Here is a 13335-nt window from a genome sequence, read left to right as displayed (position 1 = left end):
ACCGCAAAATCAACTGTTTGTGCATTTTTACACATATGGTTGAAATTCGCGATCTGCTTTTGCGGCCCCTGTAAGACTCAGCCGAGCGCCGGCGTGCGCGGCGGAATCATCCGGCGCGAGCCGGTGGCCTCGAACGCGGCAGCAAAACTCAGCAGCGCGTTGTCGCTATAGGCCTTCCCGGCAAAGGTCAGCCCCACCGGCATACCGATATCGGCCATCACGCCCATCGGCACGGTCACGGTCGGCACGCCCAGGTGACGGATTGCCAGGTTGCCGTTGGCTACCCAGACACCGTTGCTCCAGGCGATGTCCGCCGATACCGGGTTGATATCGGCATCGGCCGGGCCAACGTCGGCTACGGTGGGGAACAGCACCGCGTCCAGGCCCAGCTTGTCCATCCAGTCTTCCAGGTCCAGCTTGCGGGTCTGCTCCAGCCCGCGCAGGCCGTCGGGCAGGGTCTCGATCTGGTCCCAGGTCTTCAGGCCACGTTTGGCCATGTTGACGTACTCGTCCATGCCGGCAGCCAGGTCATCTTCACGGTTGGGCAGGGTGCCCGGGTCGTGGGGGAAGATCTTCAGCCCGTCGACATCGGCCAGGCGGTTAAGCTTGGGGTCATCGTTGGCGCGCAGGAAGTCGTCAAAGGCCCAGCCCGACAGTTCCCACAGTTCGTCATGCAGGAATGCCTTGCTGACGATGCCACGGTTGTACACGGTCGGCGCGCCTGGGCGGTCGCCTTCGCAGTTGGACACCAACGGGAAGTCCACTTCCAGCACTTCGGCACCCGCCGCTTCCAGGGCCTGGCGTGCTTGTTGCCACAGGTCGATCACCGTGGCGCGGGTGTTGATGCGTTGGCCGGTCGGCCCGCCGATGCCTGGTTTCTCGGCGGTGCCCGCTTCGGGATCGGCATTTATATACATGCGTGGTACGCCAAAGCGCTTGCCCTTGAGCGCGCTGGCATCTACCGCCAGTTCAAGGTACGAAGCCGGACGTACCGTCGAGGCAGCGGGGATTGGCACCCACGGCTGCAGGCGCCACAGGTCGCCGCGCTTGTCGGCGTCATCGGCGACCACCACGTCGAGGATTTCCAGCAGGTCGGCCATGGTGCGGGCGTAGGGCACCACCACGTCCATGGTCGGCGTCAGCGGCCAGTTGCCACGCACCGAAATCACCCCGCGCGACGGGGTATAGGCGCACAGGCCGTTGTTGGACGCCGGGCCACGGCCGCTGGACCAGGTTTCTTCGGCCAGGCCAAAGGCGCTGAAGCTGGCGGCGGTGGCGGTACCGGCACCGTTGGACGAGCCCGAGGCGAAGGGCGCGGTCAGGTAGTTGGCGTTGTACGGGCTTTCGGCGCGGCCATAGACGCCGCGCTGCATGCCACCGTTAGCCATGGGCGGCATGTTGGTCTTGCCCAGGCACACGGCACCGGCGGCGCGCAGGCGCTCGATGGTGAAGGCGTCGCGCTGGGCGACCAGGTCCTTGAAGGCAGGGCTGCCGGAGGCAGCAGTCAAGCCTTTGACCAGGTAGCTGTCCTTGGCGGTGTAGGGGATGCCGTCCAGCGGGCTAAGCACCTGGCCCTTGGCACGACGGGCATCGGAGGCCTCGGCCTCTTTGAGCGCCTCCGGGTTGCGTACCACTACGGCGTTAAGGGCTGTGGCCGTGTCGGCGCCATCGTAGGCGTCGATGCGCGCCAGGTAGGCCTTGACCAGCTCGACCGCTGTCGTGCGGCCCGACTCGAGCGCGTCGCGCAGCTCGGCAATGGAAACCTCGGTTACCTCGATCATGCGTTCACCAAAAAAAAATGTGCAGGTGGGGGCTAATGCGAGGAGTGTACAAGAAGGGCTTGGCGGACGCAGGTTTGCGCAGGGGCAAATGGTTTTATGCAGGGGGGCATTGTCGGGGGCATTCGCAGGTATTACCCGGCCCAGTGTGGGGGCGGCCTTTCAGTCACCAAAGGGCCGCCCACAGGCTGGTGCTCAGCCTCAGCCCTGCGCGATATCGAGAAACATCATCACCGCAAACCCACCCACAACCCCAGGGTCGCCGTTGTTTCCCACAGGTATGAACTGCAGATGGTCATGGTAGGGCAGCAGGAACTGGCACGGGTAATGGACCTGGGGGCAGTGCTGGGCATCAAGGTCGAACCGGCGCTGGAAGTCCTGAAAGTCGTCGTCCACATCTAAAGCCTGGCGCAGTCCCTGTGGGAGCAACTGTCTTGCTCAATTTCTAAAAGCTGGCGCCTTCCCTGGACTGCCCCCCAAAAGTTGGACAGTTTTAAGCTGCAGCCTGAGCCCTGTACTCCACAGGGCTCAGGCCATTGAGCCTCAGCTTGATGCGATCATGGTTGTAGTAGTGAATGTACTCATCCAGACCCGCTCTCAGCTCATCAATGCTCTCGAAACGCTTCAGGTAGAAAAACTCAGATTTGAGCGTGCCGAAGAAGCTTTCCATGGCCGCGTTGTCCAGGCAATTGCCTTTTCGAGACATGCTCTGCTTTACCCCACATTCGCTTAGCTTACGGCGGTATTGCGCCTGCTGGTAATGCCATCCCTGATCCGAATGCAGCACGAGCTTCGGTTTCTCTCCCAGGCAATCGAGCGCTTTGCCAAGCATGTTCCCAACCAGGCTATAGCACGGGCGGCTGGCCATTTCGTAGGCCACGATTTCGCCGTTGTACAAATCCATCACGGGCGACAGATAGAGCTTCTGCTGAGCTACTTTGAACTCGGTTACGTCAGTCACCCACTTCTGGTTTGGGCGTTGAGCGATAAAATTTCGCTCCAGTACATTCGCTGCCACTTTGCCGACGGTACCTCGATAGGAGCGATATTTCTTGGGGCGCACTACTGATTTCAATCCCTGCTCAGCCATCAGCCGTTCAATGACCTTCTTGTTCACCCGCTTTTCCTTCCTGATTACGAGTGCGATACGGCGATAACCATAAAGCCGTTTCTGCTCGTGATAGACGCGATGCACCAATGCCTTGAGCTCAGCATGCCGGTCTGGCTTCTGCTGAGCTTTGAGCTGGTAGTAGAAGGTGCTGCGCGCCAGCTCGACCAACTGAAGGAGGTCAGGCAAAGGAAACCTGCGCTTGAGTTTGGAAACGATCAGGGCTTTTTCCCGCGTGTTCGTTCCTTTTCCTCGCGCAGAGCCTTGAGCTCCTTTAGGACAGCATTCTCCATGCGCAGGTACTCAAGTTCAGCCATCAGCTGATCTCGAGACTTCTGATCATCATTGGTATCGGTGGGTTTGGCAGGCTTGATCTTCTTCGACACGTCGATTGGCTTTCTTGGCTTGATGGCAGTAGAGGGTGCAGGACTGCCACTGTAGTACTGCCGCTGCCAAATGCCTATCTGAGAGGACTGCCCAAGACCAAAGTGGGCAGCGGTCTGGCGCAGCGAAAGCCGATGCTCGTGCATATAGCTAAGCACCTGCTGTTTGAAATCACTGGTATAGCGCCGCCCATGCGAGCCTGTAACAATGCCATTATTGGCCTGATAACTGGCCACCCAGCGTCGAAGCAGGCTGAAATCGATACCTAAGTGTTGAGCCACCTTTCGGAAACCGTTGCTGCCATCCAGGTAGGCTGTGATCGCTGTGAGCTTGAATTGCTCGGTGTACTTACCCATAGATCCCCCAAGGGTTGGATTGGTGTCCAACTTCTTGGGGGCAGTCCATCCCTGTGGGAGCGGGCTTGCCCGCGAACACGGGCGAAGCCCGTGCAATCCACCACGGTGTTGGCTTCGCGGGCAAGCCCGCTTCCACGCGGCTCACGCTGCGTTCTGGATTTACGTTGTACTTTCAGGCTGCGGTAGCACTAGATCGAGCCATGATGTACCCGTTCTGAGCATGGCATTTAACCGCACGATGAACGTTCTCATGCAGGCCACGATAGCGACTTTGGGAAGTTTTCCGCGCTCCCGCAGTGACTGATAACGAGCCTTGAGTGCTGGGTTGTATCTCATCGCCACAAGGCATGCCATGTACAGCGATCGCCTGACCGCAAATCGTCCGCCAGAGATAGAGCGCTTGCCCATGAATTTCCCGCTGTCGTGGTTGAAGGGCGCCACTCCGACCAGGGAGGCAATTTCTCTGGATTCAACCCGACCCAGCTCCGGCAGCAGCGCTACTAGCTTGCCCGCTGTCACCATCCCAATGCCTTTCACTTTAATCAGTTGGGTAACCCGTTCGTCGTTCAGCATCGCGGTTTGCTGTTCGATCTCACGCTCAACCAGTTTGATCTGCGCTTTGAAGTGTTTCAGGTTGGCATTCAGGTAGTTAGCAACTGCAGTCGATTGCACCTGCTTCAGGCGCCGCAGGTCGTCATCTCGCTGTTGAACCAACCGATCACGTTGCTGAAGCAACTCTCGCAGAAGCGCTCGTTCGGGGCTGATTCGCAGGGAGGGTTGATCTGGAATGACTTCGGCATAGTGCGCCAGAACCTCGGCGTCGATGGCGTCAGTCTTGGCCTTGATGCCTAGAGAGTCAGCGAATGACCTGGCTCGCCTGGGATTAACGCGTATGACCTTGTAGCCAGCGTCCTGTAGAAAACGCATGACATCTCGCTCGTAGCCACCCGTCGCCTCTAACAGGACGCGCTTGATACTGAGCTTGCGAAGGCTCTCCAGTAGCGCCTCAAAGCCTGTGGGATCATTGCTTAAATGCATTTTGATGCCCTGTGGCCGCACCGCAGCATCAAGGGAGAGACTGGAAACATCGATACCCAAGAAGGAAGCCATCACCAAAACCTCCTAAACTCAACACAGTGAGAGGACTTTGGCTTGGCCCACGCTTGTGATTCGAGATCAGAGCCGCATCCAACTGTTCGGGCTCTCGCCAAAGTGGAACGGTGAATGGCAGCTTGTGCTCCCACACGTGCTCAAGGCACCTACGGCATTCAGCTTGCCATTCACCGCTCTCACTCCAGATTCTAATCCCCCATCAAGACACAAGCGGCCTTGTGTCGCGAAAGGGCTGCACAGCAGCCCCGGGATTTCAGCGTCGATGCAAATAATGCTGGGGCCGCTTCGCGGCCCTTTCGCGACACAAGGCCGCTCCCACACGGATCGCGCCAGCTTATGGAAATTGAGCAAGACAGTTGCTCCACACGGTTTGCGTCAACCTGCCAGGTCGGCGGCGCTATGGCGCTCCGGCACCTGGCTGTGTTCATCTCCCCAGGTACGGTTCACGCGTGTACCGCGCTGCACAGCAGGGCGCTGGGCGATGTCCTCGGCCCAGCGCTGTACGTTCGGGTACTCGTCAACCGCCAGGAACTGCGCCGCGTCATACAGGTTGCCGCGTACCAGCTGGCCATACCACGGCCACACGGCAATATCAGCAATACTGTATGCCTCGCCGCCCAGATAACGGCTTTCGGCCAAGCGACGATCAAGTACGTCCAGTTGACGCTTGGCCTCCATGGTGAAGCGGTTGATGGCGTACTCGAACTTTTCCGGTGCATACACGTAGAAGTGGCCAAAACCACCGCCCAGGTAAGGCGCCGCACCCATCTGCCAGAACAACCAGTTCAGGCATTCGGTGCGCGCAGCCGGCGATTTAGGCAGCAACGCTCCAAATTTTTCTGCCAGGTACAGCAGGATCGAACCTGATTCGAACACCCGCACCGGCGGCTCCACGCTGCGGTCGAGCAGGGCGGGAATCTTCGAGTTGGGGTTGACCTGGACGAAGCCACTGGAAAACTGATCACCCTCGCCGATGCGGATCAGCCAGGCATCGTATTCGGCACCGGCGTGGCCCAGGGCAAGCAGCTCTTCAAGGGCAATGGTGACCTTGATGCCGTTGGGCGTAGCCAGGGAATACAGCTGCAGCGGGTGTTTGCCCAGCGGCAGGTCCTTGTCGTGAGTCGGGCCGGCGACCGGGCGGTTGATGCTGGCGAACTGGCCGCCGGAGGCTGCGTCGTTGCGCCAGACTTTGGGTGGCACGTAGGCAGGCTTGCTCATGCATGAATCTCCTTCAAAGGCGCGAAAACGGTCACGTGAAAACGTTGACCTGCATCTATGCCATGGGTTCGACGCAATGCGCAAATGCACAGGGTGCAGGCGCAGCTTGCATGACGGCGGTTTCATCCAGTTTTCATCCGGCACAACGCCGGCCGGTTTTATGCTGGGTTATCCCTTCGTCCTGCAAGGAACCGCTGGCCGATGACCCTTGCACGCTGCGTGTTGGCGCTGGTCCTGCTCGGCGGCCTGTTGGCCCGCGCCGAGGCCGCGCCGTGGGTTGCCGGCCTGCACTTTATGACCTTGACCGACCCGGTCGATAGCCGCCCGATGCAAGCGCTGGCGTTCTACCCGGCCGTTGGCAAAACCCGTATCAGCCGTATAGACGGGTATCCCGTCGACGTGGCCGAAGAGGCGCCCGTCGCCATGGGGCGATTCCCGTTGCTGGTGCTGTCTCACGGCAATACGGGCAGCCCATTGGCTTTGCATTACCTGGCCACGTCGCTGGCGCGGCAAGGGTTCGTGGTGGTGGCGGTGGTGCACCCGGGGGACAACGTGCGCGACCACAGTCGCCTTGGCACCCTGAGCAATCTTTATGGGCGGCCGCTGCAAGTCAGCGCGGCGATCACCGCAGCGCGTGATGATGCAGTGGTCGGGCCTTATCTGAATGAAGGCAAGGTGGGCGTGATTGGCTACTCGGCCGGCGGAGAAACCGCGTTGATCCTGTCTGGCGCACGCCCCGACCTGGACCGTCTGCGTCAGTACTGCCTGGAGCGCCCGCATGACACAGACGCCTGCAAGACCCACGGCATCCTGATTGCCGACCGTAGCGAACTGGCGCCCGAGACCGACCCGCGAGTGGGGGCGGTCATGTTGATGGCGCCGCTGAGCCTGTTGTTCGGGCGCCATGCGCTGGCCGGGGTGCAGGTTCCCGCACTGATCTACAGTGGCGACAGCGATCAGCTTGTGGCCGTAGACCGTAATGCCGAGGCCCTGGCCCGCAAACTGCCGGTCACACCGGACTACCGCCTGTTGGCCGGTGCCGGGCATTTCGTGTTCATGGCCCACTGCGATGCCGAGCAGTACGCGCGAATGCCGGCGCTGTGCAAGGACGCCGACGGCGTCGACCGCCGGCATATCCATCATTCGCTGCAGCGAGAAACGGCAGCGTTCTTCAGCCAGGCGCTGGGCGCGCCAGCGCCGGCTGAGCGTTCAGCTACGGCGGGCGCGCCGCGCCAGCCACAACGTTAGGCCAACCCCGGCCAAGGCGAGCAGGGCCGCCACGCAGAAGATCGAGGCATACCCCAGGTGTACCGCCACGGCGCCCATCACCGGGCCGGCAATGGCCAAGGCCATGTCGAAGAACACAGCATAGGCACCCAGCCCTGCGCCGCGGCTGCTGCTGGGGACGTGTTTGATCGCCTCCACGCCCAATGCCGGGTACACCAGCGACAGCCCGAAACCGGTGAGCCCGGCGCCAACCAGCGCCCAGGGCGGCGAGGGCGCCAGCCACAGAAGGCCCAGGCCCAGCACTTCGGTGGCCATGCAGGCGACCGCCACGTTGTAGCCACCAAAGCGGTTGACCGCGTTGACGAACAGCAGCCGCGAAATGATGAAGCACACACCAAACGCACTCAGGCACCAGGCCGCACCGGCCCAGCCGCGCTCGAGGTAATACAGGGTGACGAAGGTGGTCAAGGTGCCGTAGCCGATTGAGGCCAGGGTCAAACCCAGGCCACACGGGGCAACCCGGCCGAACGCCGACCAGAAGGGCAGGCGCTCGCCGCGCACCACGACCACGTCGGGGCGCTTGCGAAGCACCAGCAGGGCAAGGGTTGCCAGCACCAGCAAAGCCGGCCCCAGTACGCTGAAGTCCAGCCCGTCCACGGCCAGCACGCCGATCGGCGCACCGATGGCGATCGCGCCATAGGAGGCGATGCCGTTCCACGAGATCACCCTGGCAGTGTGTTCGGGGCCGACCTGGCTGATGCCCCAGCTCAAAGTGGCCACACCGATCAGCCCTTGGGCGATGCCCAGCAGCAAACGTCCACCGAGCAGCAGCGCCAGGCTCAGCAGCGGTAAGGTGAGGGTCCAGGCTGACAGCAACGTCAACACCCCGCAACCGGCAATCCCCAGCAAGCCAAAGCGGATGGCCTGTTTCCCTCCCAAGGTGTCCGCCACCTTGCCTGCAAACGGGCGGCTCAGCAGCGTGGCCAGGTACTGCAGGCCAATGGTTACACCGGCGATCACTGCGCCAAAGCCGAGCTGGTCGTGCACATAGCTGGGCAGCACCGCAATCGGCAGGCCGATGCAGAGGAAGGCAATGAAGGTATAGAAAACGATCGACAAGATCTGCAGGGTGATGTGCAGCGTGTGACTGGCGGGGGCAGGTTGTTGCGCGGTCATGGGCTCTTTCGCGGGCGGGCGGTTGGGCGTGGTCCCATCATGGCCGTTGCGCAAAGGAAAAGAAAGCAGGCTAACGAATTATTCGTCGGGCAGTGTCAGTCGGTGGGAGGGGGGCTTCGCGGGCAAGCCCGCGAAGAGGCCCAGCCACACAAGGTGGCCAGGCCTTGGCCTTCAATCAGACCAGCACACCCTGGCTGCGCAGGTAGTCATCGTAAGTACCGCTGAAGTCCACCACACCATCGGCCGACAGCTCGATGATGCGCGTGGCCAGTGACGACACGAACTCGCGGTCGTGGCTGACGAACAGCAGGGTGCCCGGGTAGTTTTCCAGCGCCAGGTTCAGCGCTTCGATCGATTCCATGTCCAGGTGGTTGGTCGGCTCGTCCATCACCAGCACGTTCGGTTTCTGCAGGATCAGCTTGCCGAACAGCATGCGACCTTGTTCACCACCGGAAATCACCTTCACCGACTTGAGGATTTCGTCGTTGGAGAACAGCATGCGCCCCAGGGTGCCGCGGATAACCTGCTCACCAGAGGTCCACTGGCCCATCCAGTCGAACAGGCTCATGTCGTCTTCGAAGTCGTGGGCGTGGTCCTGGGCGTAGTAGCCCACTTCGGCGCTGTCGGTCCACTTCACCGAGCCCGCATCCGGGGTCATCTCGCCGACCAGGGTGCGCAGCAGGGTGGTCTTGCCAATACCGTTGGGGCCGATGATCGCAACGCGCTCGCCCGCTTCGACGGTGATGTCGAAGTTCTTGAACAGCACCTTGTCGTCGAAGGCTTTGGCCATTTTTTCGACGACCACGGCCTGGCGGTGCAGTTTTTTCGTCTGTTCGAAGCGAATGAACGGGCTGACGCGGCTGGACGGCTTGACCTCGGCCAGCTGGATCTTGTCGATCTGCTTGGCACGAGAAGTGGCCTGCTTGGCTTTGGAGGCGTTGGCCGAGAAGCGGCTGACGAAGGTCTGCAGCTCGGCGATCTGGGCTTTCTTCTTGGCGTTGTCCGACAGCAGCTGCTCACGCGACTGGGTGGCTGCGGTCATGTACTCGTCATAGTTGCCCGGGAACAGGCGCAGCTCACCGTAATCCAGGTCAGCCATGTGGGTGCAGACGCTGTTGAGGAAGTGCCGGTCGTGGGAAATGATGATCATGGTGCTGTTACGCGCCGTGAGGATCGTTTCCAGCCAGCGGATGGTGTTGATGTCCAGGTGGTTGGTCGGTTCGTCGAGCAGCAGCACGTCCGGGTCCGAGAACAGCGCCTGGGCCAGGAGGACACGCAGCTTCCAGCCCGGTGCCACTTCGCTCATCGGGCCGAAGTGCTGGTCCAGTGGAATACCCAGGCCCAGCAGCAGTTCACCGGCGCGGGACTCGGCGGTGTAGCCGTCCATTTCGGCGAATTCGGTTTCCAGCTCGGCGACGGCCATGCCGTCTTCTTCGGTCATTTCCGGCAGCGAGTAGATACGGTCACGCTCGGCTTTGACTTTCCACAGCTGGCCGTGGCCCATGATCACCGTGTCGATCACGGTGAATTCCTCGTAGGCGAACTGGTCCTGGCGCAGCTTGCCCAGGCGGGTGTTCGGCTCAAGCATGACCTGGCCTGCGGACGGCTCCAGGTCACCGCCGAGGATTTTCATGAAGGTCGACTTGCCGCAACCGTTGGCGCCGATCAGGCCGTAGCGGTTGCCGTTGTTGAATTTGACGGAAACGTTTTCGAACAGCGGCTTGGAGCCGAACTGCATGGTGATGTTAGCGGTAGAAATCAAGTGCTTGTCCTGCGGGGGTTCCAGAGGTGTATTTAGGCCCTGTGGTCAGTCTTGGGCCAATGTTGGACCAATTCGACTCGGGGCGTCAGCTTCTCCAGCTCCCTCCAGTCCGAGGAGGAGCTGATCCATTTCGCGTAGGTAGAGAGCAACATCTCGACGCTGTGGCCAAGCTGGCTCGCGATGAACGCGGGGTTCATCCCAGGCATCAGGCATAGGGTGGCGTAGGTGTGGCGGGTGTCGTACTGACGGCGTTCACGGATGTTCAGCGCCTTCAGCGCCGATTTGAAGGGGCGGATTGTAACACTTGGCTCGTTGATCCACAGCCCACCTTTGCTAGGTTGGAACACGAAGGGGCTAGTCGGGTGGGCCGACTTGGACGCCATGCGGTGAAGGGTAGCGATTGGCTGGGCATGGTTGAAGGCGTTCAATGCGCGCTCGTTTAACAGGACCACCCGATGATGCTTGGTTTTCGTCTGGTCAGGTTTTCGCTTTGGATTGATCGCGGTCGGTCGTGATTATCAGCTTTCGCCCTTTATCGGCCTCTAGTGAAAGAGTGTCCCCCCCTTCTATTGATAGCGTCGATTAGAAGCCATTGTTAAACAACGGATGCAGTTGTATTCAGAACATCTAGTCCTGATGCTTGATAACAGCACTGCATCTGATAGGGAAGTTGACTGAGTTGGCAATAAAACATTCGTGGTGAGCATCGTCATGCAGGCGTCTTGCAAGATCCAGATCAGACTGGCTGCTGATAATGACCTGAGGCCTTAACTCAGCGTCTTTGAAATGGCCCTTGCGCTGGCCATCCCCTTCAAGCATCCGGCCCACCGGGTAGTCGACATATTCCAGGACGTTCACGCTGTTGACTGCGCACAGATGAAGATACCAAAGCTTGTGGCAGGCCGAGATCGAGGCCAGCAACATGTCTTCAGGGTTCCAGCGTTCAGGGTTCCCGCGAAAGGCGGGGTCGGCAGAGCCAAGGATAGGTGCCTTGCCTGGAGCCTCCACGTTGAAGTCTCTCTGGTACGCCGTATAACTGGCAGTACCTTCACCCGTGTTACCTATCCAATTTACGGTGACAGCGTAATGGTGTTCTTTCATGGTCACTCCTGTGTCGAAAGACGGCCAGAAAACCTTGCCCATCGCTTGGGCACGGTTATCTTGCTCTCGATTGAGGGCTCTCCACCAGCATCTCGTGTTTGCAGCGACGCATGAGCCATCCGAGCACATGCAATGATCCGATGGAACTCCAAGGCCGATACCGACGCCAAGGCTGCGGAACGTGATGCGTCATGCGCCAGGTTGCCTGTCCGCTAGGCCAGGTGGTCCATCCGCCGGTAATTCATGGCGCTCGCCTGGCGGAACACCGTAGCCACTTTCCTTGAGCGACCGTGCGCTGATCGCGCGGCGCTTGAAGGAGGGGGCGATCACGGCTGTTAAATGAAAAGCAGCTGTAAAAAAATGTAACACACACCTTCAGCAGTGGATTCATTGGAACAGCTGTGTATTCTGTCTTTCCAGTCAAGAATATGAGTTCAAGGTCCGTTCCATGCGTAATCGCGGCAAAATCTATTGGGAATGGGCCAATTCTGCGTTGCATTCCCGCAACTACGATGAGCGCCTTCCCTGCGGCACTTTAATCAACATCCAAGCCCGACTCTCACTTGAAAACGTCACTCAACTTTTCTTGGGTATCTACGGGAAAAAAGGCGTGCTCTTGCTCGAAGAGGTACACCCTGACTGCCGTGGACAGAAACTGTCTGCGGCGATGACCTGGGCGCTCGAGCGTGCTCACGACTGGGTCGCCAAGGCGTTTCCTGCGCCCAAAGCACCAGGGCCAGAACCACTCCCGCGCAGAGGCTCGCGTCTTCACGGATAACGATGCAGGGAAAACGGAACGCTCGTCAGATCGCTTGAGTCGTATCTCCATCAAAAGCGCATTGAGGCGCCCAGTTGGAGAAAGTGATGAGCCTTCAGTCCACCAGTCATGACCTTTACGTGCATGCCTACCTTGGTTACCAGGCATCGATTTACGTGCTGTGGGAGTCGAGCGTCGAATTTCCCACGGGGATGTTGGTCGAGGTAGGGAAGCCGGGCGCAACGGCGCGAACCCTGCGTGTGAGTCGACCCTTCTCCTCTTCGACAGAAGCCATTCTCGAAGGGAAGGTTATGGCTGAACAGTACGTGGAAAGTCAGAAAAGCGGAACTTGTTCTGCCAGGTGAGTTCGCCGAGGCCTGCGATCGGACCCACCGCAACCACGGGCAGGTCGACTGCCTTGGAATCTGTACAGCCTTCGATAATGGTATTCCCTGTTCGTCGAGTCGTGCCATTTCAACAGTAACGGCTTGGGCAAGTGCCATTGTGGACGGTGGTGTTACCAGTCGTCGTGCTGCGCGGGTTCCAAGTCGACGCGGTCCCCGAGTCGAAACCCTGCACATCTGTGGTCGATGATGTTGCGCTGCCAGTACTAGGGCCAGCATGGTCTACTACCGCTTCACTGAAGCGGCTGTATCAGCTCGGCGCCTTGGTTGCGCACATTGCCAATAGCTTTGCTCACTCGATACCACTCGAAGGCCTCGGCTGGCTCACCCAGGTTCAGCACCATCTGCTCGGCCTGTTCCCCGGGCATCGCGGTTTGCATCCACTCCCGCGCAAGGTCTGGGGCCAAAACCACTGGCCTGCGGTCGTGCACATCCACCATTCCGCCCTGGGCATCGGCCGTAATGATGACGAACCCATCATGCTCGCTGCCAGCGAACTGGCCGATGCTGGCGCAAAGGGAAGGGCGCCCGTCCCGGCGTCGGATGTAGTACGGCTGTTTCTTCGGTCCGCCTTCATCGACCCATTCATACCAGCCGTCGATCGGCGTTATGCCTCGGTGCGGCCAGATCGCCCGGAAGAAGGGGCCGTGTGCCACCTTTTCGACCCTAGCGTTGATCGGCGCGGCACGGTCGGTCGCCCAATGCGGCCGCCAGCCCCATCTCACCAGGTCCGCCCGCGGGCCTGCTTCATCCACTCGCAGCACTGCCACCGGCGTGGTCGGCGCGACGTTGTACCGGCCAAGTGGCTGGTCGCCGACGTTGTTCCGCCAGGCCTCTGGCAGGCTCAGGGTTTCGACAAAGTCGTGTATGCCTCGGTACTGACTCAACCTTCCACACATGCGCAACCCTCCTGCCAGAGCAAGCATAGCGCTTGGGTGTATTTCCGGTGTG

General features: G+C 60.2%; 12 protein-coding genes. 3 read left to right on the top strand and 9 right to left on the bottom strand.

What is annotated here, in order from left to right; translation table 11 throughout:
- Positions 1-77: 77 nt before the first annotated feature.
- From LMH93_RS15175 to yghU, 4 genes are all read right to left on the bottom strand, one after another.
- The gene (locus LMH93_RS15175; RefSeq protein WP_108191033.1) at positions 78-1781 is read right to left on the bottom strand and encodes an amidase; all 1704 of its coding nucleotides are present in this window, start codon (positions 1779-1781) and stop codon (positions 78-80) included.
- Between the two features lie 490 nt (positions 1782-2271).
- Positions 2272-3626 (bottom strand): IS3 family transposase gene (locus LMH93_RS15170; RefSeq protein ID WP_230064330.1). Its coding sequence is split into 2 segments (ribosomal slippage): positions 2272-3150 and positions 3153-3626, totalling 1353 coding nucleotides; the frame shifts between segments, so codons are not numbered across the junction.
- 159 nt (positions 3627-3785) lie between these two features.
- Positions 3786-4736, bottom strand: a complete 951-nt coding sequence (locus tag LMH93_RS15165; protein WP_004577666.1) for an IS110 family transposase — start codon at positions 4734-4736, stop codon at positions 3786-3788.
- Positions 4737-5114: 378 nt separating this feature from the next.
- Complete coding sequence (yghU, locus tag LMH93_RS15160; RefSeq protein ID WP_230064329.1) at positions 5115-5957, bottom strand: glutathione-dependent disulfide-bond oxidoreductase; 843 nt, start codon at positions 5955-5957, stop codon at positions 5115-5117.
- A gap of 201 nt (positions 5958-6158) precedes the next feature.
- On the opposite strand from yghU, the gene LMH93_RS15155 reads away from it, so the two are divergent.
- The gene (locus LMH93_RS15155; RefSeq protein WP_185280281.1) at positions 6159-7205 is read left to right on the top strand and encodes an alpha/beta hydrolase family protein; all 1047 of its coding nucleotides are present in this window, start codon (positions 6159-6161) and stop codon (positions 7203-7205) included.
- Here the strand turns inward: LMH93_RS15155 and LMH93_RS15150 are convergent.
- The 4 genes from LMH93_RS15150 to LMH93_RS15135 form a co-directional block, all read right to left on the bottom strand.
- Entirely contained in the window at positions 7167-8360 is a 1194-nt protein-coding gene (locus tag LMH93_RS15150; protein ID WP_070096703.1) for an MFS transporter, read from the bottom strand. The two genes, LMH93_RS15155 and LMH93_RS15150, sit on opposite strands and share 39 nt — an antisense overlap.
- Positions 8361-8535: 175 nt before the next feature.
- Positions 8536-10122: an ABC-F family ATPase gene (locus LMH93_RS15145; RefSeq protein WP_003248141.1), complete on the bottom strand. Its 1587-nt coding sequence runs from the start codon at positions 10120-10122 to the stop codon at positions 8536-8538.
- Between the two features lie 32 nt (positions 10123-10154).
- Positions 10155-10574: an integrase gene (locus LMH93_RS15140; protein WP_054888803.1), complete on the bottom strand. Its 420-nt coding sequence runs from the start codon at positions 10572-10574 to the stop codon at positions 10155-10157.
- A gap of 175 nt (positions 10575-10749) precedes the next feature.
- Positions 10750-11223 (bottom strand): OsmC family protein, encoded by a 474-nt coding sequence (locus LMH93_RS15135; RefSeq protein ID WP_054888804.1) that lies wholly within the window; start codon positions 11221-11223, stop codon positions 10750-10752.
- Between the two features lie 448 nt (positions 11224-11671).
- Between LMH93_RS15135 and LMH93_RS15130 the strand changes: the two genes are divergently transcribed.
- Positions 11672-12001 (top strand): hypothetical protein, encoded by a 330-nt coding sequence (locus LMH93_RS15130; protein ID WP_012052509.1) that lies wholly within the window; start codon positions 11672-11674, stop codon positions 11999-12001.
- 86 nt (positions 12002-12087) lie between these two features.
- A complete protein-coding gene (locus LMH93_RS15125) occupies positions 12088-12345 on the top strand; it encodes a hypothetical protein (protein ID WP_017147651.1) in 258 nt (85 codons plus the stop codon).
- Positions 12346-12617: 272 nt separating this feature from the next.
- On the opposite strand, the gene LMH93_RS15120 is transcribed toward LMH93_RS15125, so the two are convergent.
- Positions 12618-13283: an SOS response-associated peptidase gene (locus tag LMH93_RS15120; RefSeq protein ID WP_108191041.1), complete on the bottom strand. Its 666-nt coding sequence runs from the start codon at positions 13281-13283 to the stop codon at positions 12618-12620.
- Positions 13284-13335 lie beyond the last annotated feature (52 nt).

Origin of the sequence: Pseudomonas sp. CIP-10 (assembly GCF_020911845.1) — a bacterium.
In the GTDB taxonomy this organism is placed as follows: domain Bacteria; phylum Pseudomonadota; class Gammaproteobacteria; order Pseudomonadales; family Pseudomonadaceae; genus Aquipseudomonas; species Aquipseudomonas alloputida.
This window is presented reverse-complemented; position numbering and strand designations above follow the sequence as displayed.

What these genes read in the sequence shown, in the direction of transcription:
- LMH93_RS15155 (WP_185280281.1), top strand. Translation starts at nt 6,159, where the DNA reads ATGACCCTTGCACGCTGCGTGTTGGCGCTGGTCCTGCTCGGCGGCCTG.
- LMH93_RS15150 (WP_070096703.1), bottom strand. Translation starts at nt 8,360, where the DNA reads ATGACCGCGCAACAACCTGCCCCCGCCAGTCACACGCTGCACATCACC.
- LMH93_RS15135 (WP_054888804.1), bottom strand. Translation starts at nt 11,223, where the DNA reads ATGAAAGAACACCATTACGCTGTCACCGTAAATTGGATAGGTAACACG.
- LMH93_RS15175 (WP_108191033.1), bottom strand. Translation starts at nt 1,781, where the DNA reads ATGATCGAGGTAACCGAGGTTTCCATTGCCGAGCTGCGCGACGCGCTC.
- LMH93_RS15130 (WP_012052509.1), top strand. Translation starts at nt 11,672, where the DNA reads ATGCGTAATCGCGGCAAAATCTATTGGGAATGGGCCAATTCTGCGTTG.
- LMH93_RS15120 (WP_108191041.1), bottom strand. Translation starts at nt 13,283, where the DNA reads ATGTGTGGAAGGTTGAGTCAGTACCGAGGCATACACGACTTTGTCGAA.
- LMH93_RS15165 (WP_004577666.1), bottom strand. Translation starts at nt 4,736, where the DNA reads ATGGCTTCCTTCTTGGGTATCGATGTTTCCAGTCTCTCCCTTGATGCT.
- yghU (WP_230064329.1), bottom strand. Translation starts at nt 5,957, where the DNA reads ATGAGCAAGCCTGCCTACGTGCCACCCAAAGTCTGGCGCAACGACGCA.
- LMH93_RS15125 (WP_017147651.1), top strand. Translation starts at nt 12,088, where the DNA reads ATGAGCCTTCAGTCCACCAGTCATGACCTTTACGTGCATGCCTACCTT.